Annotated in this window: 25 protein-coding genes and 1 pseudogene; 5 read left to right on the top strand and 21 right to left on the bottom strand. The window is 33.0% G+C overall.

Annotated features, from left to right (window positions below; genetic code table 11):
- Positions 1–311 precede the first annotated feature (311 nt).
- The 13 genes and pseudogenes from DICTH_RS02045 to DICTH_RS01990 all read right to left on the bottom strand — a co-directional run bounded on the left by DICTH_RS02045 (position 312) and on the right by DICTH_RS01990 (position 11,023).
- Positions 312–1,667 carry a phenylacetate--CoA ligase family protein gene (locus DICTH_RS02045; protein ID WP_143707859.1) on the bottom strand — a complete coding sequence of 452 codons (1,356 nt, stop codon included), beginning with the start codon at positions 1,665–1,667 and terminating at the stop codon, positions 312–314.
- Positions 1,668–2,141: 474 nt separating this feature from the next.
- Positions 2,142–2,378 carry a hypothetical protein gene (locus tag DICTH_RS02040; protein WP_012547373.1) on the bottom strand — a complete coding sequence of 79 codons (237 nt, stop codon included), beginning with the start codon at positions 2,376–2,378 and terminating at the stop codon, positions 2,142–2,144.
- 69 nt (positions 2,379–2,447) lie between these two features.
- Entirely contained in the window at positions 2,448–3,032 is a 585-nt protein-coding gene (locus DICTH_RS02035; RefSeq protein WP_012547296.1) for an acyltransferase, read from the bottom strand.
- Positions 3,033–3,044: 12 nt separating this feature from the next.
- A complete protein-coding gene (locus DICTH_RS09825; protein ID WP_262370110.1) occupies positions 3,045–3,191 on the bottom strand; it encodes a four helix bundle protein in 147 nt (48 codons plus the stop codon).
- 45 nt (positions 3,192–3,236) lie between these two features.
- A complete protein-coding gene (locus DICTH_RS02030) occupies positions 3,237–3,446 on the bottom strand; it encodes a DUF2283 domain-containing protein (protein ID WP_012548096.1) in 210 nt (69 codons plus the stop codon).
- On the bottom strand, positions 3,433–3,714 hold the full coding sequence (locus DICTH_RS02025) for a DUF4258 domain-containing protein (RefSeq protein ID WP_012547092.1): 282 nt from the start codon (positions 3,712–3,714) through the stop codon (positions 3,433–3,435). Before DICTH_RS02025 ends, DICTH_RS02030 begins: the two co-directional genes overlap by 14 nt.
- Entirely contained in the window at positions 3,711–4,664 is a 954-nt protein-coding gene (locus DICTH_RS02020) for a Gfo/Idh/MocA family protein (RefSeq protein ID WP_012547151.1), read from the bottom strand. The genes DICTH_RS02025 and DICTH_RS02020 overlap by 4 nt, the downstream gene beginning before the upstream one ends.
- Positions 4,665–4,727: 63 nt before the next feature.
- Positions 4,728–4,997 (bottom strand): hypothetical protein, encoded by a 270-nt coding sequence (locus tag DICTH_RS02015; RefSeq protein ID WP_012548307.1) that lies wholly within the window; start codon positions 4,995–4,997, stop codon positions 4,728–4,730.
- A 25-nt stretch (positions 4,998–5,022) separates the two neighbouring features.
- On the bottom strand, positions 5,023–5,295 hold the full coding sequence (locus tag DICTH_RS02010; RefSeq protein WP_201763766.1) for a hypothetical protein: 273 nt from the start codon (positions 5,293–5,295) through the stop codon (positions 5,023–5,025).
- Positions 5,296–5,298: 3 nt separating this feature from the next.
- Entirely contained in the window at positions 5,299–5,703 is a 405-nt protein-coding gene (locus DICTH_RS10400; protein ID WP_407919140.1) for a UDP binding domain-containing protein, read from the bottom strand.
- Positions 5,704–5,832: 129 nt separating this feature from the next.
- A pseudogene (locus tag DICTH_RS09820) lies at positions 5,833–8,052 on the bottom strand (nucleotide sugar dehydrogenase); the annotation flags it as partial.
- Positions 8,049–9,134, bottom strand: coding sequence for a non-hydrolyzing UDP-N-acetylglucosamine 2-epimerase (gene wecB / locus DICTH_RS01995; RefSeq protein ID WP_012548010.1), 1,086 nt, complete (start codon positions 9,132–9,134; stop codon positions 8,049–8,051). The pseudogene DICTH_RS09820 and the gene wecB, both read right to left, overlap by 4 nt.
- A 5-nt stretch (positions 9,135–9,139) precedes the next feature.
- On the bottom strand, positions 9,140–11,023 hold the full coding sequence (locus DICTH_RS01990) for a polysaccharide biosynthesis protein (RefSeq protein ID WP_143707857.1): 1,884 nt from the start codon (positions 11,021–11,023) through the stop codon (positions 9,140–9,142).
- 187 nt (positions 11,024–11,210) lie between these two features.
- Between DICTH_RS01990 and DICTH_RS01985 the strand changes: the two genes are divergently transcribed.
- Positions 11,211–11,888, top strand: coding sequence for a peroxiredoxin (locus DICTH_RS01985; protein WP_012548678.1), 678 nt, complete (start codon positions 11,211–11,213; stop codon positions 11,886–11,888).
- A 30-nt stretch (positions 11,889–11,918) separates the two neighbouring features.
- Here the strand turns inward: DICTH_RS01985 and DICTH_RS01980 are convergent, their stop codons facing one another.
- Entirely contained in the window at positions 11,919–13,091 is a 1,173-nt protein-coding gene (locus DICTH_RS01980) for an MFS transporter (RefSeq protein ID WP_012547822.1), read from the bottom strand.
- Positions 13,092–13,209: 118 nt separating this feature from the next.
- Between DICTH_RS01980 and DICTH_RS01975 the strand changes: the two genes are divergently transcribed.
- The gene (locus DICTH_RS01975) at positions 13,210–13,674 is read left to right on the top strand and encodes a DinB family protein (protein WP_012547943.1); all 465 of its coding nucleotides are present in this window, start codon (positions 13,210–13,212) and stop codon (positions 13,672–13,674) included.
- 231 nt (positions 13,675–13,905) lie between these two features.
- Here DICTH_RS01975 and DICTH_RS01965 read toward each other — a convergent pair whose 3' ends face one another.
- Genes DICTH_RS01965 through murJ form a run of 5 tightly spaced genes read right to left on the bottom strand, consistent with a single transcriptional unit; the run spans position 13,906 to position 19,959 of the window.
- The gene (locus tag DICTH_RS01965; RefSeq protein WP_012547657.1) at positions 13,906–15,699 is read right to left on the bottom strand and encodes an ABC transporter ATP-binding protein; all 1,794 of its coding nucleotides are present in this window, start codon (positions 15,697–15,699) and stop codon (positions 13,906–13,908) included.
- Complete coding sequence (locus DICTH_RS01960; RefSeq protein ID WP_012548649.1) at positions 15,700–17,439, bottom strand: ABC transporter ATP-binding protein; 1,740 nt, start codon at positions 17,437–17,439, stop codon at positions 15,700–15,702.
- A complete protein-coding gene (locus DICTH_RS01955) occupies positions 17,426–17,974 on the bottom strand; it encodes a hypothetical protein (protein ID WP_012547403.1) in 549 nt (182 codons plus the stop codon). The genes DICTH_RS01960 and DICTH_RS01955 overlap by 14 nt, the downstream gene beginning before the upstream one ends.
- Positions 17,974–18,324: an SMR family transporter gene (locus tag DICTH_RS01950; RefSeq protein ID WP_012548475.1), complete on the bottom strand. Its 351-nt coding sequence runs from the start codon at positions 18,322–18,324 to the stop codon at positions 17,974–17,976. Before DICTH_RS01950 ends, DICTH_RS01955 begins: the two co-directional genes overlap by 1 nt.
- A gap of 27 nt (positions 18,325–18,351) precedes the next feature.
- A complete protein-coding gene (gene murJ / locus DICTH_RS01945) occupies positions 18,352–19,959 on the bottom strand; it encodes a murein biosynthesis integral membrane protein MurJ (protein ID WP_012547955.1) in 1,608 nt (535 codons plus the stop codon).
- A gap of 114 nt (positions 19,960–20,073) precedes the next feature.
- On the opposite strand from murJ, the gene DICTH_RS01940 reads away from it, so the two are divergent.
- From DICTH_RS01940 to DICTH_RS01930, 3 genes are read left to right on the top strand one after another with little or no spacing between them, the layout of a single operon-like run.
- On the top strand, positions 20,074–20,973 hold the full coding sequence (locus DICTH_RS01940; RefSeq protein ID WP_012547118.1) for an ABC transporter substrate-binding protein: 900 nt from the start codon (positions 20,074–20,076) through the stop codon (positions 20,971–20,973).
- A complete protein-coding gene (locus DICTH_RS01935) occupies positions 20,951–21,703 on the top strand; it encodes an ABC transporter permease (RefSeq protein WP_012547841.1) in 753 nt (250 codons plus the stop codon). Before DICTH_RS01940 ends, DICTH_RS01935 begins: the two co-directional genes overlap by 23 nt.
- Positions 21,684–22,262 (top strand): ATP-binding cassette domain-containing protein, encoded by a 579-nt coding sequence (locus DICTH_RS01930; RefSeq protein WP_012547619.1) that lies wholly within the window; start codon positions 21,684–21,686, stop codon positions 22,260–22,262. The genes DICTH_RS01935 and DICTH_RS01930 overlap by 20 nt, the downstream gene beginning before the upstream one ends.
- Here DICTH_RS01930 and DICTH_RS01925 read toward each other — a convergent pair.
- Both DICTH_RS01925 and DICTH_RS01920 read right to left on the bottom strand, forming a co-directional pair.
- Positions 22,249–22,905 (bottom strand): redox-sensing transcriptional repressor Rex, encoded by a 657-nt coding sequence (locus tag DICTH_RS01925; RefSeq protein ID WP_236608276.1) that lies wholly within the window; start codon positions 22,903–22,905, stop codon positions 22,249–22,251. The genes DICTH_RS01930 and DICTH_RS01925 overlap by 14 nt on opposite strands.
- A complete protein-coding gene (locus tag DICTH_RS01920) occupies positions 22,865–24,865 on the bottom strand; it encodes a [FeFe] hydrogenase, group A (RefSeq protein WP_012548684.1) in 2,001 nt (666 codons plus the stop codon). The genes DICTH_RS01925 and DICTH_RS01920 overlap by 41 nt, the downstream gene beginning before the upstream one ends.
- Positions 24,866–24,879 lie beyond the last annotated feature (14 nt).

Genomic DNA, 24,879 nt, shown 5'->3' with positions numbered 1-24,879 from the left:
TAATGCGTACAAAGAACCTAACGGAATATATGTAAAAAGAAAAAGTAAATATAAAAGAAATTCGGAAGGAAAAACTCTAATCCGAAAATAAATAAAGACTAATATAAAAGCACCTAAAACAATTAAAAAAAGGTATGACTCTAAAACCTTAAGCTTATTGATAATCAAATAATACCCTTCATAGTTAAAAAATCTACTTATAACCAAGATATAACTCAAATCTAAAACTAACCTATAAAGTACTATAACTAAAAAGGATCTAAAAAAAACACTAAGTTCTATTTTATTACTACTACCATTCTTCATTTTTCTTAGCTTTCATTATAATCAGATAATTTATTTATTACAAATTTATATTTTCCACCACTAGTATAAGACAAAGATTCTTCATTAACAAGCTTAATACTAACTTTAAAACCTTTATTTTCTAATATTTTAGTAATCTTCTTTACATCAATTCTGTCAATATGGTCCCAATCATCGGGAACAATATTGATCAAAACTTCTCCAACATTTTCCTGAATAACCTGGAATTGTTTTACATTATCTATTTCCCAAAAAATATGAGTGAAAAACTCACCATGAACTTTACTGCCTAAAGAGGATACAACAAATTCCTGCGAACGCCCAACTAAACCCTTCAACAGATAACTTGCCCTACCGCATTTACAAAATTCAGAAGATATGATCCCTATATCTCCTGTGTCATATCTAATAAGTGGCATAGCAAAGTTATATAAACTAGTAGCTAAAATCTTCCCCTCTCCCTCTTTAAGCTGTTTACCAGATTCGTCTACTACTTCTAATATTGCTCTTTCGGTATCTATATGCAAACCATTATGCTGTTCACATTCATATGCCGATATTCCACCATCATTCAAACCATAATTATCAAAAACTTGAGTTTTAAATACTCTTTCTATACTTTCTCTCATCTTAAAAGTTAACTTCTCAGCAGTAGAAAAAATAGCCTTTGGCACAAAGGATAAGGTAATTCTATTTTGCTCAATAAATTTAGCCATAAGATAGATAGAAGAAGCATATCCTCTTATAAATTTAGGATTCCAACAATTCATATCTTCAATATATCTTAGTAAATTTTCCTCACTCATATCAAAAGATGAATAATAACGAAAGTTTAATAGACTCTCCTGAATCTTTCTCTTCATACTAAATCTCAAACTTGGGACCAATGACGAACCTCCAATAACAGCAACTTTGTCCCCCAATTGATAACCAGCAAACCCCCACCCTCTATACAACAAAGCTATACCTCTCTCATAATCTTCTAAAGACATCCTATATTTAAATGGCTCTCCAGTAGATCCTCCAGTTTTGCCTTTAATATATCTAATACTATTTAAATTCTGAGGGAAAAAATCTTCCCAATTACGTTTAATCTCTCTTTTAGTTAAAATAGGGAGTTTTTGTAAGTCCTCAACTTTGTTTATATCATCAGGAGATATAGAAAGAGATTTAAAAAGTTTTTTGTAATAAGGTACATTTTCATAAACAAATTCTATCATTCTCTTCAGTTGTTTCTCCTGATTTCTTATTAGCTCATCACGTGTCAAATACTGAGACTTTTTAAACTCATCGTAATAGTCTAAAACTTTACTACCCCTTAACTTATAATAACTCCTAAACAAAAAACTTCTAGTGCTCATTCTTGCCCCCTTCAAAAATAGAATTGCCTCCTAACCTTTAATCTAATAAAAAATCTTTCATACGACCTTTGATCTACAGATAAAATCCTAATAGTATCCAAGCAAAGAATTATTATGCGCTTAAAAATTTCAATTTACTTATTCAAGTTTACCATTAAGTAACTCATTAAAAAACCCTCCCTGTTTTTTAATTTCAATTAAATAAAAACCCTTAATTATTCACTTCTCATATATCTAATCAAACCTCAAACTTTTTCAGGTTCATGATCTTTCTTCAACAAAAACCCTATAAAAATCCTTTTGCCCAAAATTAAGTACTTTTTTATTAAAAATTTAATCATCACTTTCTAAAATTACTTTTTTAACTTTCTTTACAACTCTCAATATCTATGAGATTAATATTAAAATCTTCACTCATAGAAGTAACTTCAGCTACAGCATTAAGGTATAAGTCATTATAAATTTCTAATATAGCTATATTATTATCAGACCATTCATTAAAGGATAAGACATCTGTAAGAGAGCCAAAAAAACTATTACCTCTCTTACCTTATATTTTTCATAAAGTATTCTAGAAATTTCTTTTACTAATCCCCAAGTCTTGCAAAGTTTCCTCTTAAGAGCCTCTTTTCTTTTTACTTCCCTTTTTATTAAAGCTTCACGATATCTCTTCTCTTCCTCAGTAGTTAAATCCTTAAAAGTTTTTAACATAAGTATTTCCTTATACTGCCCTTAGTAAAAATTCTAACAAAAATTTTGATAAAAAAAACAAAATGTTTTTTAAAATGTTGTTTCCACTCTACCCTCTACCAACCTATACTTCTCCCCACAGCTCTTACAAAGCGCTTCTCCTTTCTCATCAAACTCAAGCCTTACACCACACTTGCATACCCATCCAATCTGCCTTGCTGGAACCCCTACAACAAGAGCATAGGGTGGTACATCCTTTGTTACTACTGCTCCCGCCCCTACAAAAGCATACTCCCCTATCGTTACCCCACATACAATCGTAGCATTTGCTCCTATTGTAGCACCTTTTTTAACTATTGTCTTCTTAAACTCATGCTTCCTCTCTATAAATGCCCTTGGATTTATTACATTGGTAAATACACAAGATGGTCCACAAAAAACATCGTCTTCAATCTCTACTCCCTCATATACACTCACATTGTTTTGTATTTTTACATTATTTCCTATCTTTACCCTTGGCCCTATCATCACATTTTGACCTATAACACAATTCTTGCCTATTACAGTATGAGGCAATATATGACAAAAATGCCAAATTTTTGTTCCCTCTCCTATCTCTACAGGCTCATCCACATAAGAACTTTCATGAACAAAGTATTTTTTATTTGTGAGCATGAAACACCTCCCTTAATAAATAGAAATAGCTGATCTCCTTATTTGTTGAATTATTCCATATATTTCATCTTTGGGGAAATCTTGAGTTAGTTTATAGATTTCTTTTACAAGCCCCATTGATTCTTTCCATACCTCTAAATCCTTATGAGTCCTAACAATATCCCCTCCTTACTCCTTCCCCGTCACCTATTACAGTTAACTTACTTATGGAATTATAACTTCCTCCTCTTTTAGTAAACTTGAAAGGGAATTTATTATAAAATCTTTAGCATCCAATATTTCTATAAGCACAGGTTCTCCTTCTTTAGAGAAATGAATTATCAATTGCCCTTCTTCCTCGGCATAATCTATAGGCTTATCAGACAACTCAATTAAAAGTATATCAACATCTTTACTATATTTAATCTTTCTCATACCTATCTCTCCTTCCTGGATAAAAGGTTATAACAATAATACAGTCTGGAAACTCCTCATAAATTACTCTTATTACATGCTCATTATCTAAATGCTTTTGAGCGATAATTCTTCCTTTATACCCTTTCTCAATCCTATCAGGATAAAGTATTGTATTCTTGACAAATTCTTCATTGATAATTATACCATGTGCTTCTAATACTTTAAATTTTAACAAGGCATGATTACTAAATCTTATCTCTTTCACTTTTCCCTCGCCATCTATCACCCGTCACTCGTTATCTTCTCAAGTACTTTAAGTACTCTCAATCCCTCATATCCATCTGTTCTTGGAGTTTTTCTCTCTTTCACACATTCAATAAAATGCAAAAGCTCTTCTTTCAAGGGCTCCTTTTTCTCCACAGGAATTACTTGCATTTCCTCCTTCTTAGCAACAGGTATCCCATTATTCCACTCTACTTTATGAGGATATAAAAATAGTTTCTCTTCCGTAGTGTCATCAAAAATAAGCATTCCTTTTGAGCCTATTGTCACCAATTTTTGTTCCTTATAGGGATGCCACCAACTTACAAAGATATGTCCCCTAATTCCATTATCAAATTCAAGAGAAGCCAAAGCAATATCATCTATTCCTTTTGTGATATATGATGAACCCTGATAATATATCCTCTTAGGCATCCTCCCAGTTAACATAAGAATTAAAGATACATCGTGAGGAGCAAGACTCCACCATACATTTTCATCAATTCTTATTTTACCTACATTAACTCTATGAGAATAAATATATATTATCTCTCCTATTAAACCCTGAGAAATAAGCTCTTTCAGCTTTGTTACTGCAGGATGATACTGCAATATATGTCCTACCATAATAATTTTATTTTTTTCCTCTGCTATCTTTACAAGTTCTTCTCCTTCTTTAACAGAAGTAGTCATTGGCTTTTCCACGAATACATCTTTTCCAGCCAATAGGGCCTTCTTTGCAAGCTCATAGTGAGTAACAGCCGGAGTTGCAATTGCTATAGCCTTTATCTCAGAATTGCTAAGAAGATCATTAAAATCTGTAGTATAACTTACCTCAGGAAAGCTTCTTCTTCTCTCCTCAACAACTTCGTGACTAAAATCACAAGCAGTATGAAGTACTCCAAGCTCATATAAATTTCTTAAAATATTCTTACCCCAATATCCAAGACCAATAAGTCCAATAAATCTATCCATATTATTCTCCTTCTTTCTACCCCCTCTATCACTTATAACTTATCACTAATCACCCACTATTAGTTACTTGTTACTTGACTTCTCATATACCTCTATATTTACACCATATCCAAGTCTTTCCAGGAATCTTTTACAATCTTCCCATGTAAGGCCAAAAGCAGCAACATCTGAAAGGCCAATATAGGCTAATATTTCTCTTATCGTATCAAAATGTTCTTCCTCAAATTCTTCTTCCATAAAAGCTCTTTCTGCCCAATCTACTAGTTCCCTTAAAGAGATCTTATTGTAAATATAGTCTATCAGTTTATTTGCCAAGTCTCTCGTTGTGATCATGTTAAATCACACTCCTTTTTTCTCATCAAGTTTTATCTTTGAGCCTAATGTGTCCCTCATCTATAGGATACTTATGATGAACCTCTATTTGCCTACCGTCATTATCATAAATTTCCTGGTAAAATCTTAATGTGTTTTCATTAATATCTACTTCTTTGACATATCTTGCTTTCCAACCTAACTTACCCTCTACTTCATACCAATATCTTCTCCCCCATTCAAATTCTTCCCAGTTTTTAAATTTCTTTTCGTTCAGTTTTCTTTTATCAACCATAAATAATGAATTATTACTTATCACTCGTTATTTTGACACCCCCAAAATAGTTACTCTATCATCTACTTTAATTCCCCTTTTTCTCAGAGCATTACGTGTGTCTACAATCAATTTTGAGTTTTTGAATATCATCTCATAATCAATGTTATCATGATCAGTTATAATAAGAACACAATCAGCATTTCTCACTTTTTCCTCATCCAACACGCAAGACTTCATATATTTAACTTCTTTTGTTTTGTTATTCTCAATCTTAATCTCTGAGATATATGGATCATAAAATTCTACTTCTCCATTAAGTTCCTCAAGTAAAGGAATAATTTTCAATGCAGGCGATTCTCTTGGATCTCCCACATTAGGTTTATAAGCAACACCAATAATAAGTATCTTAGATCCATTTACAGCTTTCTTATGCTTATTGAGAGCTTCCATTACTAGTTGAACTATATACCTAGGCATATTATCATTTATCTCTCCTGCAAGCTCTATAAATCTAACTCCTAAATCATATTCCTTTGCCTTCCAAGAAAGATAAAAGGGGTCAATGGGAATACAATTGTGTACATATATTCCACTTCCAACAGCAAAAGTATGCGTATTTTCAACCTCTAACGAATATACATCTATGTTATCAACGCTTTCAAATTCAATCTTTTTAACACTAACCAGAGGAATTGGGAAGTTATTTCTTTTATTATTTATCTTCTTTAAGCTAAATCTAAAGTAATTACTATATTTTCTTCCTTTTTCATCCAAAAACCAATCTGTAAGTTTCTTTAAATTATCATAGCCACTAATTTTGAGATGGTTTTTATTTTTAGAAATAGAGGGATATATACCCATCTCTTGGAGTAGGTATATAATCTGATAGAAAAGAACATCACTAATGGAGAAATATCCAATTACTAAAGAATTGTTGCGGTGATTATACTTTTTACCGTTTTTAATGTAATTTCTCCTCTCATTCCTATAATGGATATCGCCATCTCCTCTAAATAGACCTTTAAGTAATTCTTCCTTTAAATCCAAAGATGCAGACATTAACTCATCAGGTATTCTCATAGAATATGAATCTTTACCACATCTTAATCTATCAATTAATAACCATCCCAGAAGTGGTGAGTTAATACGAATAGTTTTGGCTTTAAATTTAGGAGATAAATATATAGAATGAGTCAGACCTAATTTGTTAAGTATAGATTCTATATCACTAAATAATTCTTTCTCATCTTTATTTATAGTTAATCTAATCCTATAATATCCTCTTTCTTTAGTAGCACAACCTTCAGATAGATAATATCCAATAAACCTTGCTAAATCTTTATCTATTTTAACTACTGCAGGAAATTTTGCGGTAGACGGTCCTCTTCCTGTAAGTAATATCAAAGAATCATGCTCTATATTTATCTTCTTCTCTCTCTCAAGTCTTCTGAAAATACCAAGAGGGAGATAATCACCTTTTATATAATCATATTTTCTATCGGTTTTGCATATAGAATATATCTCTGCCTTATAGTTTACCCACGAGCCATTTATTATCTTCACCCTAACCCTATTCTCCCACTCTTCACTTAGTTCCTTAATAAGATCAACAACAACTTCTCTAATTTCTATCTTTTCCTCAAAATTCTCTTTAAACAGAGGTAATAAATCTCCTACTTTTAAATCTCTTGCCTCTACTACTTCAACGCTTCCATTATCAAGACGTAGCATGGGATGCTTCTCAGTTACAATGAGTTTCCTATTATCTTCGGTAATTATCTTTACAAGATCACCCTTATATTTCCTTTTAAAAAGATAAGAAACAGGCATCCAAGAAGAACTTAGATTACTATCATTTAAACTATTAACAAAAAGATCATTGGTTTTTAAAACTTCTAAATCACCTATCTTATATACTTTATTTTCTTTGCTCTCTAACTTAAAAAGCTCTTCCAACGAATAAACATTCGATATCTTAGAATTTTTAACCAAGATTTTTTCTTTTCCTAATAAACAGTGTCCTCCCAAGCCTGGCCCAGGATAAAAAGGCATAAATCCATATGGCTTTGTAGATGCAGCTTCAATTACTTCCCATACATCTATACCCATTTTTCCACATAAAATAGCAAGTTCATTTATAAAGGAGATATTTACAAGACGAAAGATATTTTCCAAAAGTTTTTCCATTTCGGCAACCTTTGGAGAAGAAACTTTATGAACTTGCGGAACAATAAGAGAATAAAGCTCTGCTGCCTTTTCTGTAGAAACTTCATTTATTCCTCCTACAACCTTTGGAATATCTTTTGTAGTAAACTTTTTATTTCCAGGATCTACCCTCTCGGGAGAGAAGGCAAGATAAAAGTCTTCTCCTCCTTTAAGTCCACTTTTCTCCAAAATTGGAAGAACTACCTCTTCGGTAGTTCCAGGATAAGTGGTACTTTCTAATACTATCAATTGTCCTTTCTTTAAAAACTTAGAAATCTCATTAGTAACATTTACAATGTATGATATATCAGGCTCCTTGTGAGCCCCCAAAGGAGTAGGAACACAAATTATTACTGCATCAGAATCTTTTACCGACCCAAAATCTACAAAAGCTTTGAGAACACCCTTATTTACTACTTCTGAAAGTTCCTCACTTTTTACATCATCGATATATGAAATTCCTTTATTAACCATTTCAACCTTTTTAGGATTCTGCTCAATTCCATAAACTATAAGTCCAGCTTTTGCAAATTCCAAAGCTAAAGGAAGTCCTACATATCCGAGTCCTACAACGGAAATTTTTTCAAAACTCATCTATCATCCTCCCTTCTCCTCTCTAATTCCTTTATTAAAACTTCTCTCATCTTAGGTGATGCGTAGTCATTCTCAAAGCTTATTTCTTTTCCATTTTTTATATTCTTTATAGCCTCTAATATTCTTTCTTTATTTGAACCTACTAATATATTCCACCCGTATTTTAAAGTTTCTACCCATTCAGTTTCTTCTCTCAAAGTAATACAAGGTACTCTAAGCCAAAAAGCCTCCTTTTGTACTCCTCCAGAGTCTGTTAAAATTGCCAAAGCATTTTTCTCAAGCTCTATCATATCTAAGTACCCAACTGGATCTATTATTCTTACCCTTCCCCTTAAATAACCTTCCAAACCAAGCTCTTTTAATCTATTTTTAGTTCTAGGATGTATCGGGAAAATTACTTCCTTATCTAATTCTGAAATAGCAGAAAAAATATTCTTCAACCTTTCAGGATTATCAGTATTCTCTGCTCTGTGAACAGTAATCAAATAATAATCCTTAGGATTAAGAGAAAGCTTCTCTAAAATTTTACTTTTTTCTTTTGCCAATTTAGAAAAATGCATAAGAGCATCGAACATTACATCTCCTACTAAATATACACCTTTCTCTATACCTTCCCTTTTAAGATTCTCTACAGCAGTCTCTGTAGGACAGAATAAGATGTCTGATAAATGATCAGCCACAATTCTATTTATCTCTTCTGGCATCTTTTTATTAAAACTCCTAAGTCCTGCCTCTACATGAGCTAAAGGAATGTGAATCTTAGCACTTGCTAAAGCACCTGCTAATGTTGAGTTAGTATCTCCATATACTATTACTACATCAGGTTTTTCTTTTACTAAAACCTCTTCTATTCCTATAAGCATCCTTCCCGTTTGCTCACCATGAGAGCCTGAACCTATTCCAAGATTATAATCCGGCTCTGGAATTTCAAGTTCTTTGAAAAAAAGTTCACTCATATTTTCATCATAATGCTGACCTGTATGAAGAATGACTTCTTTTATCCCATTCTTCCTAAGTTCAGCCGAAAAGGGAGCAAGCTTTATAAACTGAGGACGAGCACCTACAATAGAAACTACTTTCATCTTCCTTATACAACCTCTTCTTTGCTCTTATAATTTTTTCTACTTAATTCCACAATCTCTTTTAAAGCCTTCCATATTTTTTCTTTATCTCTTGTTCCTGCTATTAATTCTAACTCTTTAATTTTTTCTCCTATAGAGTAATAGTCTATATTGTTATCAGCTAAAATTCTCAAAATCTTAGGATGCTCTGTTCTTTCCACAACTTCTTCCTTTTCCCAAAGATCCTCCTTTAACTTCTCTCCAGGACGAAGGCCTGTAATTTTTATTTCTATATCATCAAGAGAATAACCAGAAAGCTCTATGAAATTTCTGGCAAGATCAATGATTTTTATAGGTTTTCCCATATCAAGAACAAAAAGATCTCCTGACCTTCCTATAGCTCCTGCTTGAAGTACAAGGCCTACAGCCTCGGGAATTGTCATGAAGTATCTTTCCATATCCTCGTGAGTAACCGTAATGGGACCACCTTTTTCAAGTTGTTTTCTAAATACCTCCAGTACACTTCCTCTACTTCCTAAGACGTTTCCAAACCTTACTGCAATATACTCTGTTTTGGAATGAGAATTGTAATATTTAATTAGAATCTCACCTACCCTTTTGGTTGCTCCCATTATGTTTGAAGGATACACTGCCTTATCAGTAGAGATAAATATAAATTTACTTACTCCATACTCTTTAGAGGCATCCATTAAATTAATTGTGCCAAAAACATTATTAAATACAGCCTCATCAGGATTTTCCTCCATCAAGGGCACATGCTTGTGGGCAGCAGTATGAAATACAATATCAGGCTTTTCTACAGAAAATATATAAAAAATTCTATCTCTATCTCTAATATCTGCGATATAAGACTTAATGTCCAACTTTGGATAGATACTCTTAAGCTCTAATTCAATATTAAATATACTATTTTCACCTCTTCCAAGAAGAATTAATTTTCTCGGCTTATAACTTGCAACTTGTCTACAAATTTCTGATCCTATAGACCCTCCAGCTCCAGTAACAAGTACTTTCTTACCCCTTAAATATTCTCCTATTCTCTCAGAATCCAAATTTATAACATCTCTTTCAAGAAGATCTTCTATTTTTACATTTCTAATTTTGCTTATGGTTACTTTTCCATCTATAAGTTCCCATATACCTGGTAAAGTCTTTACAGGAATTCTTAATTTAGAAGTCATACTTACAATATTTCTTAAAAGAGAAGGGGGAGCAGATGGAATTGCAACAAGAATTTCTTGAACTCTTTTCTCCACTACAACCTTAGGTAAGGAAGATATAGGACCTAATATCTTCACACCATGAATAGTCTTTCCAATCTTCTTTGGATCATCATCCAAGAACCCTGCTACCTCATAATTTATCTCTCTATTAGTTTTTATTTCCCTTAATATCTTCTCTCCTGCATCTCCTGCCCCCACAATTACTACCCTTTTAGGTGAAGCATATATATTTTTGCTTTTTATTTTACTACTTTCATGATACCAACGAGAAAAAGCCCTCACCGAGAATAAAAACAAAAGAGAGGTAAAATAGGAAATAACTACAATTGACCTTGGAAGACCTGAAATTGGGAGAAGTAAATGAGATAAGAAGAATATAACTTTTTCTAAAGTAACGGCAAGAGTTAATTCTTTTAAAGCCTCTAAGCTAAAATATTCCCACAAAGTACGATGAAGTTTAAATAGAAAAGTATAAAGAAAGAAAAAAATAGCCAGCTCTCTAAAAATAGCCTGAAGAAGGATATTCCAATAATTGGGCGGTAAGGCAAACTCAAATCTTATTAAAAAAGAAAAAAATATGGCAAATATAAACAAACTATAATCTATTATCACTCTTATCAAAGTTGAAAATGGTACTCTTGAAGACTTATCTACATTCAATTTCATCCCTCATAGTCTTATTTTATAAATGTTCTTCCTATACATATATTTATATCATAAAAGCACTCCATATTAAACCTCTAAAAATAAAAATAAAAAACCCCTCTTGCAAAAATTTTTCATTTATAGTAATATAAAATCGAAAATGAAAATAATTATAAATAAGAATAACTTTTAAGAGGAGGTGTTCATAATGGAGAATTTAGAAAGAAAAGGAATTCCACTTTTAGGTGAGCCATTTCCCAAAATAGAAGTACAAACAACTCATGGAGTAAAAAATCTTCCCGATGACTATAAAGGAAAATGGTTTGTACTTTTTAGCCATCCTGCCGATTTCACACCCGTATGTACCACTGAGTTTGTAGCTTTTCAAAAAAGATACGATAAGTTTAGAGCTCTTAATACAGAGCTTATTGGACTTAGTATTGACCAAGTATTCAGCCACATTAAATGGGTAGAGTGGATTAAAGAAAAATTAGGAGTAGAGATTGAATTCCCAATTATTGCAGATGATACAGGAAAGGTTGCAGAAAAACTTGGATTAATTCATCCTGGAAAAGGTACAAACACAGTAAGAGCAGTATTTGTGGTAGATGACAAAGGTATAATAAGACTTATCCTTTACTATCCACAAGAGGTTGGAAGAAATATTGATGAGATTTTAAGAGCAGTAGAGGCATTACAAGTTACCGATAAATATGGAGTAGCAACTCCTGCTCAATGGCCAGATAGTGAGGTAGTTGGTAAGGATCATGTAATTATTCCTCCAGCTAAAGATGTAGAAACAGCTAAACAAAGATTAGAATCGGCTAAAAAAGGCGAAATTGAGTGCTTTGACTGGTGGCTCTGTCATAAAAAGTTAGAAAGGTAAACCCTCTCTTCCCAATTCTTTAAGGCGTCCTCAATTTGTGGGGACGCCTTTGTTTTTTGACTCTTTTAAAGAAGTTATTGCAAGTATTGTAGACACTAAGGCTACAAAGGTTAAAAAGCGATACATTCCTACAAGACCTGTAAGATCTGCTACAACTCCTGAAATTAGTGGCCCCAAAGTAGATGAAAGAGCCATAGACATTCCCAACAAACCTTGAGCTGTTGCCCTCTCTTCAGGAGGTACAAGATCATTCATATAGACTACAGGAATAGTTCCTATCACTGCAAAGGTTAGAGAATGCATCAGTTGAATAAGTATAATATGCCAAGGATTATTAGTTAGGGTATAAAGAAAGATTCTGATAGGAAGTATTATAGAGGTAAATACAAGTATGGGTTTTCTTCCTAATTTATCTGAAAGATATCCCCATATAAGCATAAAAGGAATCTCTGAAAAAGAGCTGGCAGAATAGGCAAAACTTATATGTCTATTCTCTCCTCCTAAAGATCTAATTAAAAGGTTAACATTAGAAGATGCTCCAAGAAGAGCAATGTAATAGATTATGTAAAAAATTAAGAAGTTTCTTATTTCAGGCCTAAATGTAAGCTTTTTTACACTCCTAAAATCTACTCTTGAGATACCACTTTTTATGGGTGGCTCTTTTATCATTACACTTACAATAAAGCCTAACAAATAAATTAAACCAATCATAGGAAACATAACTTTGGGCTCTACTAATTTTGGGAAAAATCCAGTTGCAAGCATAACAAGTAAAAATCCTATGCTTCCCCATATCCTTACAGAGGCATAATGACTCCCTGTATTATTTGATACCGCATAATCCATAACAAGGACATTTGCCAGAGTAGTAATAATACTTGTAGCCATGCCAGCAACAAAGTAAATAATTAAGAAAGACCAAAAAGTTTTTAAGTAAGGAAAAACAAAAGTGTATATAAATATAAGAACAACAAAACTTATAAGAATAAAGGGTTTTCTTTTACCTAATTTATCTGAAAGATATCCCACATAAACCTGAAAAATAGCACCCGCAAGAGAAGATATGGCAGACAATAATCCAATCATACCTATGGAAAAATTTATTACCTCTCTCAAATAAACAGGAATAAAAGAGAAGATAAATACCCATGCAGAGAAATATATAAAAAAGAAAATCTTTAATAAAAATATCTCTCTTTTCATGATGTATTATTTTACAAAAAAGAAGATTTTAAAACAATTATTCTTTTATTTATGTTAAACTATTAAAAGAATCTTCTCCAAAACCCGTAAATTAAATTTTAAAAGGAGGTTTAAAAAAATGACTACAAGGATTGAGAGAATCCTAAAATATATGGATGATGCCTTTAAAAAAGATAGAGGTCTTTGGTCTCACTCAGTTATGGACGTTTTAGAAAACGTCTCCTCAAAAGAAGCAACGTTTAAAAAAGAAAATACTCATAGCATATGGGAAATTGTCAATCACCTTATCTTTGGAAAAGAATACCTAATAAGTATACTTGAAGGAAAGGAACTTCCTTCCGAGGATGATTTTAAAACTCCTACAGATACTTCTGAAGAAGCATGGAAGAATACCGTTAAAAAACTTGAAGAAACTCACAACAAACTCATAGAGATTTTAAAATCAAAAACCGATGAAGATCTGGGTAAAAATTTGGGCGAGTACGGAACCTTAGAAGACAATCTTTATGGTATAATAAGCCATGATTGTTACCATGCTGGTCAAATTGTATTACTCTTACAGCTTATGGGTATTAATTTATAGTTGTTAACAATTTTTTAAAATATTTAATATAACTTTAACTCTATTTTATTGACACCCCCCTCAATATTTGATATCTTACTTAACGAAAGTTGACGGAAATATAAAAAAATTTTGGGAATAAAAAATAAAGTTTGTGAGTCTAAAAAATTGAAAAAAGAAAATAAATAAGCAAAGACACCTCCCCCTCTCACCCCCTCCCCCTGAGTCCCCCCTCTCAGGGGGTTTATTTTTTTAAGATACAACTTCTCTTTCTTCTTCCCAGAATTTAAACTGAGACATAAACATATTGTAGTAAATGCCTTTTCTTCTCATAAGCTCTTCATGATTTCCTTCTTCTACTACTCTTCCATCCTCTATGACCAAAATTCGATCTGCATTTTGAATGGTAGAAAGCCTGTGGGCAATAATAAAAGATGTTCTTCCCTTAAGTAGTTTTTCAATTCCCTTTTGAAGAAGTCTTTCCGTATGAGTATCGATACTTGCCGTAGCTTCATCAAGAATGAGTATCTTTGGATCAGCAATAAGAGTTCTTGCAAGAGAAACAAGTTGCCTTTGACCTGTAGAAAGTCTTAATCCCCTTTCTTGTACTTTTGTGTCATAGCCTTTCTCCAAGGACATTATAAAATCATGTGCATAAACCTCTTTTGCCGTACTTATCACTTCCTCATCAGAGGCAGAAAGCCTTCCATATCTTATATTTTCCTTTATGCTCCCTGAGAAGAGAAAAGTATCTTGAAACATCACTGCAACCTGCCTTCGCAAACTCTCAAGCTTTATCTTTTTAATATTTACTCCATCAATCAAAATTTCTCCTTCGTCAGGATCATAAAATCTGCAGAGAAGATTTACTATGGTGGTTTTACCCGCACCTGTATGACCTACAAGGGCAACCCTCTCTCCCGGATTTACCTTAAAACTTACATTCTTAAGAACTTTTTTCTTTCCATCATAGGAGAAAGACACATTTCTAAATTCCACTTCTCCCTTTATCTCTAAATCTCTGGCATCTTCGTCTTCCACAATGTTAGGATTAATATCCATAATCTCAAATATTCTTTCTGCACTCGCCATACTAGTTACCAAGTTGTTGTAAAAATTACTAAGATTCATGATAGGTCTCCAAAACATGGCAATGTAATTAGAAAAAGCTATAAGAAGTCCTACCGTTATGCTTCCTGATTTAATCATTTTTATTCCGAAATAGAAGGTTATTATAGAACCTATACCCCAAGAAAATTCCACCATGGGCCAGAATAGATCATTAATTCTTACAGCCCTTACAAAGGCCTGTCTTACATCCCAAGCAAGCTCAGAAAAAATATTTTTCCTATAATTTTCTGCATTAAAATACTTTACCACTCTAATGCCAGAATAGTTCTCATGGGTAAAGGCATTTAAAGTAGAATTCTTTTTTCTTACTACCTGCCACCTCTTTCTACTTATGGTCTGAATAGAAAAAAGAGTAATTAAAAGAAATGGAAACATCAAAAGACCATAAGTAGCAAGCCTTGCATTTAAATAAAACATAATTCCTGCAGTGGCAATTATGGTAAAAGTATCAGGAATAAGATTAGTCACACTCATATTAAAAAGGTTAGTTAAAGAGTTCACATCACCTATAACCCTCGCAAGTATCTTTCCTACAGGTCTCTCATCAAAGAAAGCAAAGGATAGTTTTTGAATATGATTAAAAAGATCTTGTCTTATATTTAAAATTACTCTATGGGTTATTCCTGCTATCCTCTCGGTTCTTTTCTTAGCACAAAAGGCTGAAATTAAATTCAGAAGTAGAACTACAAATCCAACAGTGATAAGTCCTCTTGGATCTTTATTTTTTATAAATCTATCAATAGCAATTTTCATAAGATAAGGATTTGCAAGATCTACTATCATAACCACAAAGATAAGAAGGAGAACAATTAATATCTCTTTTTTATAGGGTTTGAGATATCTAAAAAGCCTTCTTAATATATCAATACTTATTTTTTCCTCTAACTTTTCATCTTCTCTTAAACTATAAGGCATTTAAACAGGTTCCTCCTCCATAAATACATATTTTCCATATTGTTCTTGATATGTCTCATAATACCTTCCTTTAAGAGATAGAAGCTCCTCGTGAGTTCCTCTCTCTACGATCTCGCCTTTTTCAAGGACGATTATCTCATCGGCATTTTTAACAGCAGAAACTCTATGGGCTATGATAATCTTTGTAAGATTATACTCTTCCAGAGCTTTCTGAATATAAAGTTCTGTCTCCATATCAAGGGCAGATGTTACATCATCCAGTACAAGAATTTTTGCAGATCCAATAAGCACTCTGGCAAGTGCTCTTGCAATAGTTAACCTTTGTTTTTGTCCACCCGAAAGTCCTAATCCTCTTTCTCCAATTATAGTTTCGAGTCCCTCGGGAAGATTTCTCACAAACTGTAGAGCTTTTGCATCTTTTAATGCCTTTTCTATAATCTTTTCATCTAACTCTTTTCCAAGCTTAATATTTTCCCTTACAGTATCGGAGAAAAGAAAAACATCTTGAGGAACATAAGCTATATTCTCTCTTAAAGTTTTAAGATCAATTTTCCTTATATCCATACCATCAATTAAGATTTCTCCTTCCCAAGGCTCATAAAATCTCCCAAGAAGATTTACTATAGTAGTCTTTCCAGAGCCTGTAAGCCCCATTATGGCAAGAGTTTTTCCGGGCTTTATATGAAAAGTAATATTCTTCAGTACATATTCATCTTTGTATTTGAAAGAGACATTTTTAAACAACACTTCTCCTCTTATCCCTTTTACCTCTATTCTCTCCCCTATAAAATCTTTCTCTGGTCTCTCCCTAAATAATCTCTCAATCTTCTTTAAAGAAGCCACACATTGGGCAAGCATATTGACAATCCATCCTCCAAGTCTCACAGGCCATACAATCATGGAGACATAACCAGAGTAAGCCACCAAAGTACCCACCGACATCTTATCCCCTATGACCCATAAACCTCCAAGAGTTATGGCAAGAGCAATAGAGATATTGGTAAGAAAATCCATCCATGGAAAATATTTAGCAAATATCTTTGCTTGTTTTACGTTTAACTCAAAATTCTTCTTGTTTTCCTCAAAAAACCTCTCTATCTCATACTTTTCCCTGCCAAAGGATTTTACTACTCTTATTCCTGCTATATCTTCTTGAGCAGTAGTATTTAGTCTTACTCCCTGATCTGATATCTCTCCATAAACCTCATCGTTCTCCCTCTCAAGCTTATAAGCTATGTATCCTATAAAGGGGATAAGAGTAAGAACTATGAGAGTTAACTTCCAATTTATGGAAAACAGGATAACACTTGCAATTAAAAAGTAAAAAAGCTGTTCTATGAAAAACACCAAACCAAACCCAAAAGTAAACCATACATTGTCAATATCTTCCTTAATCCTTGACATAAGTTCTCCCGTATTTATGCCATCAAAAAAGGAGAAGGGAAGCTTTTGAAGATGCTCAAAAAGATCCACTCTCAACTCATAGGCAAGTCTTGATCCTCCAAGATCCATAAAATATTCCTTAAAGTACCCAAGAATGACTCGAGAGAAGGTTATAAGAGTCATAAATAAAAGAAGACGTGGAAGAAGCTCCATATTATTCTTTATGATCACCCTATCCACAATCAGCTCTACAATCTTAGGATTAAACATGTCTAAGGATAGGGCTAAAATGGCACAAAATATGGCAGATATAAAAAAATGTAAATTATGTCTTATATACTTTTTAAGTCTCTTCATAAGTACTCCTTATTATATCCTTTCTTATAAATAATTTATATCTCTTTCCTTTCCAAAAGTCTTTTCCTTTCAGACTATTAGGATTATAGGCATATATTAGTAAAAAACTATAACAATTTTGAAGAAATATAAAAAATTTTTGAAATATATTTCTTCCTTCTATAGGATACACCTCAAATCCTATTTTCTTCAAAAATCTTACCACTTTATACTGATCTTTAAAAAAGAAGGCAATCTCTCCCATAAACCAATCCGCATCTTTAAAGGAAGAATTTTCTATAAAAATCATCAATTCTTTCAAAGAATTGAAAAATAATTTTTGAAATCTTTTTCCCCAAAAAAGATCTGTCCCATCGGGAGGAACCTGAGGAATATGTTCATTCCAAAGATGAAGCTCAATTAATATCTTACCATCTTTTTTTATCACTTTATATCTCAAAATACATTCAGGATTATCTGTAAAAGTTTTTACTCCTTGAAGCTTGCTGAGAAAATGATCAAATTTTATTAATATCAATCTTAATAGTTTACCCATTATTTAGTCTTAACTAAGAAAAGAGTTCCAATAATTATGAGTATTATTCCAATCCATTGAGAAAAAGATATCTCTTCTTTAAAAAACCATTTTGAGCCAAAAACCTGAACAAAAATCTGCCCAAAAGCCGTTGTCAAAGCGTATCCTATATAAAATGGCACTAAGGTGAGCAAATAAGTATAAGCAATGACCGATAAAAATCCCGTTAAATTACCCACGATTTGCCAAAAGATAAAATTTTTGAGATCTCCTTTTTCCTGCACAGAAAGTTTGAAGCTCACATTGGAAACAACAGTAAATATAATACACAAAATAAAAGATATAAAGATAGCTATATATCTTTTACTCACACCCTCCCGCCCCTTTTATCTAATCTTCTACTTAACTAAGTGAACGATTAACTCTAAATTCTTCTTTATAATGTTAAATATCCTTTTTGACTCTTCTATGCCCCATCTAAGTCCAAGGAGAAGATAGATTACCACAGCTATGCCTACAGAGACAAGCAGTGAAATAGCAAGCCCTAACTGTCCATGAGAAAAGATATGTCCATAAAGAAAGTTAAAAGATAATAAAGCAACAATACCTATAAACAAGCCACCTAAAGTAAATTTAAAAACATTAACTAATAAATCCTTTGAAAACACACCTGAAATTTTACTTCTTAAAGATCTTATGAGAAGAACACTTGAGATAAGAGAGGCAAGTGAGGTAGCAAGAGCAAGCCCCATATGAGCAAGAGGCTTTATAAATATGGTATTTAATACTATATTGAATAGTAGAGCAATAATAGAATTCTTTACAGGAGTCTTTGTATCATGAAGAGCAAAAAACCCTCTTGTGATAATCATATTAATACTCATAAAAACTAATCCTAAAGAATAAAATATAAGAGATTCGGAAGTTCTCTTAGTGGCAAGAGCATCAAAGGCTCCTCTTTCAAAGGCAAGCCGAACGATAGGTTTGGCAAGAAATATAAGGCCAAAAGAAGCTGGAATTAAAAAGAAAAGCGCTGCTCTTAAACTCTTATTGAGAGATAATTTAAACTGATCTAAGTTTTCACTTTGGGCCTGAAAGGCAAGATCCGTGTATATAGCTGTAGCAAGAGCGTTTACAAAAAGATTTATAGGAAGTTGATATACTCTACTTGCATAGTTTAAAGCTGAAATACTACCTTCAGGAAGAAAAGACCCAAATATTCTATCTACAGCCATATTTAAAAGTCCTATACTTTGTCCAAGAAAGATTGGAGTTATAAGAACTAAGGCCTTCTTGAGCCCTTCATATCTGAAGTTTATCTCCCAAGTTATTTTCACTCCTATTCTTCTCAAAGCAGGAAGAAGTAAAAGATATTGTATAACTACATTAGCAAGATATCCCCAGGGAAGAATATATGCTCCAAAAGTATTGTGAAGGAAGAATATGGCAAGTATAAAAACAATACTCCCAAGAACCCCTGCTAAGTTTGGAATGACAAAACTTTTATGAGAGTTATATAAACCTGTAATAATACCATAAGTACCCCAGAATATAATTCCAGGAAGCATAATATAGGTAAAATCAAGGGCTAATTTTCTTGTTTCTCCAGAAAATCCAGGGGCAAGAATTTCAATTATCAAAGGAGAAATAACATAGGAAAAAACAGTTACTCCTAAAAGCAGAATAAATAAGTCCGAAACAAGGATAGATGCAAATCTTTCTGCCTCTTCTTTCCCTTTCTTCTCTCTCCATTCTGCATAAAGAGGGACAAACACCGAAGACAAAGCCCCTGCTACAAGTCCTGCAAGAATTCCTGGAATAGCTTGAGCCACCACAAAACTGTCTGTAAACTTCTTAGCTCCAAAAAAGGCAGCAATCATCATCTCCCTGAAGAATCCTATAACTCTACTTATCGCAGCAAGTAGGGTAATTAAGATTGCTGCCTCAGTAACATTCTGTCTTATAAATATTCTTTTTACTCTTTGGATAATATTACTCTTATCCATAAACAAAAGTAATTATAGCAAAAGAAGGATGGTGAATAAAGTTTTAACATATTTTAAAAATTTTCTTGCTATAATTTATCGTGAAATAATTAACGATTTAAGGAGGATGAAAAAATGAATAAAAAATTATTGCTCTTAGCAATGTTATTTTTATTACTTATTCTAAATCCTGTTTTCTCCCAAAACAAAAAGATAGAGGTGTTAATTCCTTTAGGCCCAACAGTTATACCCTTTTCTACAATGATGCTTGAAAATCCTGATTTTAACTTCACCATCTGGAGAACCATTGATGAACTCGTAATAAAAGCTAAAGATAATAAATACGATGTAATAATAGCTCCCTTTACAACCTTAGTTAATCTATATAATAAAGGTATTAATATAAAATACCTTGCCACCTTTAATTTTGCCTCCTTTTATCTGGTGAGCAATAAGGCTAAAAAATTTGAAGAAATTATTGGAGACAACGTTTATATTGCTCAAAAAGGATCTACCCAAGATATAATCTTTAACATTTACCTACAAGAAAAGAACTTAAAGGACAAGATTAATATTTATTACTCTACTCCTCAAGAGATAGCCTCCCTCTTTATAGCAGGAAAAATAAACAACGCATTACTTCCAGAACCTTTTGTCTCCATGTGTGTAAACAACGGAGGGAAAATAATTCTTGACATACAAAAAACCTATAGAGAGATAGCAAAGGCAAGACTTCTTCCCATCACCTCTATAGCTGTAAGAGGAGATATAGATAAAAAAGAAATAAAAAGAATTGATCTCATATTCAGAGAAAACTTTAAGAGACTTTCTCAAAATCCAAAAGACTATATAGAAAAAGCCTCAGAAATACTAAAATTAGATAAAAAAATTATAGAGCTTTCTCTAAAGAGATTATCCTTTATTTATCAAGGAATCTCCATCAAAAATGATCTAATGAAATATTTGGAATTCATATATGAAAAAGCCCCACAAACTATAGGGAATATACCTGATGAGAAATTCTTTAGTTTTTAAAATAAGTTTTTGGATAATATTTATTTTCATATGGTACCTTATGGGGAGTGCCATAAATTCCAAGCTTATTCTTCCCCTTCCCCATAAGGTACTATATAAGGTTTTAGAACTTTTTAGTGAGAGAAATTTCTACCATCATCTCTTTATAACCCTCTTAAGATCTGTAGGAGGGTTTACCCTTGCTCTATTTTTGGGTTTTCTCCTTGGATGTATTAAAAATAAATTCCTCTACAGTGCTATTAGAAATATCATTGATATTTTTCAGAGTAATCCACTAATCGTATGGATTACTATAGCTTTATTTTGGTTTGGCTTTGGAAACAAAACTATTGTGTTTACCGTATTCATTGTTCTATTCCCCAACTTTTACCTTATTACCTATAACGCTATAAATAATATTCCTAAAGAATATATAGAGCTTTTCAAAATATACCCGATAAGCAGAAAAAAGTATTTGACAAAATTTTTAATTCCCTACCTCAAACCCTTCTTGCTTCCCACTCTTGCCAATTCCATAATTTCCTCTTTAAAAATAACAGCAATGGCAGAATTTCTGTCGGGAGAAAGTGGAATTGGCTTCCTTCTGAGCTATGCAAAGACCTTTTTAAATACCGAAGAGGTTTATGCCTATGCAGTAATTTTATTTGTCTTTAGCAAAATTCTTGAATTTATCTTTATAAGGTTGGGCATTTTGAAAGGAGATAGGAATTATGGTTTTTCTGAGAGTTAATAATGTAAAAAAGAGCTTTGATGGAAAGAAAGTTCTTGACAGAGTATTTATGGAAGTAAATAAAGGAGAAAGAGTTATAATAAAAGGACCTAATGGAATAGGCAAAACTACCTTACTTAAAATTATTGCAGGAATCATTACCCCCGATGAAGGTAGTGTAGAGTTCTATGAAAAACCTAAGATATCCTTTCAATTCCAAAACGCTGTCTTTCTTCCCTGGCTCTCTATGAAAGAAAATTTAGCGCTTTTTGCTAAAGACACAGAAATGCTAAATAATTTAATAGAATATTTTTCCTTAAAAGATTTTCTACATCTTTACCCATCAGAGCTTAGCGGAGGATACCAGCAAATATTTTCTTTTGTAAGAACACTATCTGTCCCTCACAACCTGCTTATTCTTGACGAACCCTTTAAATCTCTCGATCCAGAAATGAAAAAGAAAGAAAAAAACATTCTAAAAAAACATCTTGAAGATAAAAAAATAACCCTCCTGATGGTAAGCCACCAGGAGGGAGAAGAGGATAAAGAAATTGCAGACCAAATTTTTACCCTTGCTTAACTTGGGTATTTTTTACTTCAAGCATATGTTTTAAAGTCAAAAGTCCTAAAGTTATATCCTCATTTCTGACTATCACATCTTCGGGCACCTTTATTAGAGCAGGAGCAAAATTCCATATAGCCTTTATACCATTTTCTACTAAAAGATTTGCTACCTCTTGGGCTGACTCTTTTGGAACACATATTACTCCAATCTCTACATCAAATCTCTTTATAACCCTTCCCAGATATTCCAAGGGTAAAACTACAAGATCCCCCACTTTTCTGCCAATCTTTGCAGGATCATTATCAAATATACCTACTATTTCAATGTTGTAATTGGAAAAACCAGGATAATTAGTAAGAGCAGTACCAAGGTTTCCTGCTCCAACTATTATTACTTTCACATTTTTGTCTAATCCAAAAAGTCTATTTAGTTCTTCAAGTAAACTCTTAACGTGATACCCTACCTTAGGCTTTCCCTTATATTCAAGATATGACAAATCCTTTCTTACCTGTTCAGGTGGAATGCCAAGCCTCTTACCAAGCTCCTCAGAAGATATATACTCTTCTTTCTCCTCAGAGAGGAGCCTATGATAGAGCTTAAGCCTTTCAAGGGTTGCTTTAGGAAACATCAGATACTCCTTCTTGCTTTCTCCTAACATACTCTCTTAACATCTCCTTCACTTTATTGGTGTCTGCCCCACTTATAAGTATATCATCTATAAGAACATTAGGGGCATTACTACAATTTTCGGTACAAAAAGTACCTACTACCTCCACATTTTTAGCCCAATCTTCTTTTCTTACAACTTCAATGAGATCAGAAAGAATCTTATAAGATCCTTTAATATAACAGGATGTTCCAAGACATATCCTTACTTTAATCTTTTCTTCCTCAGGAATTGGAAGAGGTAATATCTCTACTTCCTGTTCTGGTACTCTTCTCTTTGGAGAGTAAGAAGTATGCAATATCTCGTGGGTCTTGTGACTCAAAGGATGCTCTAAGTACTTCTCATAAAGCTCCATGAGATATGGATTTTCCTGAGGAGATGTTATAGGATTTATGTTCACCATATCAGAAAGAATCTTTGCCCTTCTTTGCCTTACTTTACTATCATTAGGATAAGGCTGTCCACCACCTCCAATACATCCAAAACTGCATGCCATAACCTCTATTATGTCCACATTAAGAATACCTTCTTTTATATCCCTCAGTACTCTTTTTGCCTTACCAAGACTATGCACGGCCATAGCTCTAACATTTCTACCATTCTCTAATTCCACATTAAATAGTCTTATTCCCTTTTCAATTTCCTCCTCTTTTACATTTTTAATCTTTACCTTATGATTTATTACTGCAAGTACTGTCCCAAGCACTCCTCCAGTTTTACCAAAATCAAGTCCTCCTTGAGAGTAGAGATTAAATGGCTTATCAAAAGGCTCAGGCTTTAAAGAAGATATGTCAATACCACTTGCTTTGATCATCTGAGCAAGTTCTTTTGTAGTAATTACAAGATCTACTACCCCTTTGTGTTCCTCCCTTTCAGCCTCGAACTTTTTAGATGTACAAGGCATTATAGATACCAAATAGATATCCTCTTTAGGAATACCTATTTCTTTAGAATAAATCTCTTTTATGACACTTCCCATAGCTTGTTGAGGGGATTTCACTGTAGAGAGGTTGTCAATATATGTGGGATAAAATTCCTCCACATATTTAACCCAAGCTGGACAACAAGAGGTAAACTGGGGAAGTTTCTCTCCCTTTTCCAATCTATCGAGAAATTCATGAGCCTCTTCATAAGCTACAAGATCTGCTCCAAAGGGTACTTCAAAAACCTTTGAAAAACCAAGCATCTTTAGGAAAGTATTTAATCTCCCAGCAATGAAAAGATCAGAATCAAGCTTAAATTCCTCTTGAATAGCAGACCTTACTGCTGGAGCAATCATTCCTATGACTACTTTTTTCTTACTCTTCAAAACTCTGTAGAGTTTGTCTATATCATTTCTTATAGAAAGAGCTCCTGTAGGACAATAAGCAACACACTGCCCACAATACACACATTCTACATCGGCAAGACTATGTCCAAAGGCAGGAGTTACCTTTGACTGAAAACCTCTTCCTGCTATATCTATAGCAGCAACACCTTGAACCTCTTCACAAACCCTCACACAATCACCACATAGAATACACTTTGTGTTATCTCTAACTATAGGTGATTTATCATCTACTCCGCCATCTTTAATGACATTATCAAATCTTATTTTCCTTATTCCAAAAGCTTCTGCATATTCTTGTAATTTACAGCTACCATTTCTCTCACAGGTAGTACAATCCCTATTATGGGAAGCAAGGAGAAGCTCAAGAATTCCCTTCCTTATTTCATATATCTCAGGAGTATTCGTTCTAACTACCATTCCCTCATAAGGTTTTAAATTACAAGAAGTAACTATGCTTTTTCCATCTACTTCCACAAGGCACAACCTACAAGCGCCATAAATTGAAGTTTCCGAAAGATAACATAGGTTTGGTATTTCAATACCTACATTTTTTAAGGCCTCAAGAAGATTTCTCTCATCATCTCTTATTATTACTTCTTTTCCATCCACATATATCTTCATAACTATTCTTCCTC

The sequence above is a fragment of the Dictyoglomus thermophilum H-6-12 genome, from assembly GCF_000020965.1.
Taxonomy (GTDB): domain Bacteria; phylum Dictyoglomota; class Dictyoglomia; order Dictyoglomales; family Dictyoglomaceae; genus Dictyoglomus; species Dictyoglomus thermophilum.
This window is presented reverse-complemented; position numbering and strand designations above follow the sequence as displayed.

Coding starts and splice junctions, on each gene's coding strand:
- DICTH_RS02045 (WP_143707859.1), bottom strand. CDS start 1,667: ATGAGCACTAGAAGTTTTTTGTTTAGGAGTTATTATAAGTTAAGGGGT.
- DICTH_RS02040 (WP_012547373.1), bottom strand. CDS start 2,378: ATGTTAAAAACTTTTAAGGATTTAACTACTGAGGAAGAGAAGAGATAT.
- DICTH_RS02035 (WP_012547296.1), bottom strand. CDS start 3,032: ATGCTCACAAATAAAAAATACTTTGTTCATGAAAGTTCTTATGTGGAT.
- DICTH_RS02030 (WP_012548096.1), bottom strand. CDS start 3,446: ATGAGAAAGATTAAATATAGTAAAGATGTTGATATACTTTTAATTGAG.
- DICTH_RS02020 (WP_012547151.1), bottom strand. CDS start 4,664: ATGGATAGATTTATTGGACTTATTGGTCTTGGATATTGGGGTAAGAAT.
- DICTH_RS02015 (WP_012548307.1), bottom strand. CDS start 4,997: ATGATCACAACGAGAGACTTGGCAAATAAACTGATAGACTATATTTAC.
- DICTH_RS10400 (WP_407919140.1), bottom strand. CDS start 5,703: ATGGAAGCTCTCAATAAGCATAAGAAAGCTGTAAATGGATCTAAGATA.
- wecB (WP_012548010.1), bottom strand. CDS start 9,134: ATGAAAGTAGTTTCTATTGTAGGTGCTCGTCCTCAGTTTATAAAGCTT.
- DICTH_RS01990 (WP_143707857.1), bottom strand. CDS start 11,023: ATGAAATTGAATGTAGATAAGTCTTCAAGAGTACCATTTTCAACTTTG.
- DICTH_RS01985 (WP_012548678.1), top strand. CDS start 11,211: ATGGAGAATTTAGAAAGAAAAGGAATTCCACTTTTAGGTGAGCCATTT.
- DICTH_RS01980 (WP_012547822.1), bottom strand. CDS start 13,091: ATGAAAAGAGAGATATTTTTATTAAAGATTTTCTTTTTTATATATTTC.
- DICTH_RS01975 (WP_012547943.1), top strand. CDS start 13,210: ATGACTACAAGGATTGAGAGAATCCTAAAATATATGGATGATGCCTTT.
- DICTH_RS01965 (WP_012547657.1), bottom strand. CDS start 15,699: ATGCCTTATAGTTTAAGAGAAGATGAAAAGTTAGAGGAAAAAATAAGT.
- DICTH_RS01960 (WP_012548649.1), bottom strand. CDS start 17,439: ATGAAGAGACTTAAAAAGTATATAAGACATAATTTACATTTTTTTATA.
- DICTH_RS01955 (WP_012547403.1), bottom strand. CDS start 17,974: ATGGGTAAACTATTAAGATTGATATTAATAAAATTTGATCATTTTCTC.
- murJ (WP_012547955.1), bottom strand. CDS start 19,959: ATGGATAAGAGTAATATTATCCAAAGAGTAAAAAGAATATTTATAAGA.
- DICTH_RS01940 (WP_012547118.1), top strand. CDS start 20,074: ATGAATAAAAAATTATTGCTCTTAGCAATGTTATTTTTATTACTTATT.
- DICTH_RS01935 (WP_012547841.1), top strand. CDS start 20,951: ATGAGAAATTCTTTAGTTTTTAAAATAAGTTTTTGGATAATATTTATT.
- DICTH_RS01930 (WP_012547619.1), top strand. CDS start 21,684: ATGGTTTTTCTGAGAGTTAATAATGTAAAAAAGAGCTTTGATGGAAAG.
- DICTH_RS01925 (WP_236608276.1), bottom strand. CDS start 22,905: ATGTTAGGAGAAAGCAAGAAGGAGTATCTGATGTTTCCTAAAGCAACC.
- DICTH_RS01920 (WP_012548684.1), bottom strand. CDS start 24,865: ATGAAGATATATGTGGATGGAAAAGAAGTAATAATAAGAGATGATGAG.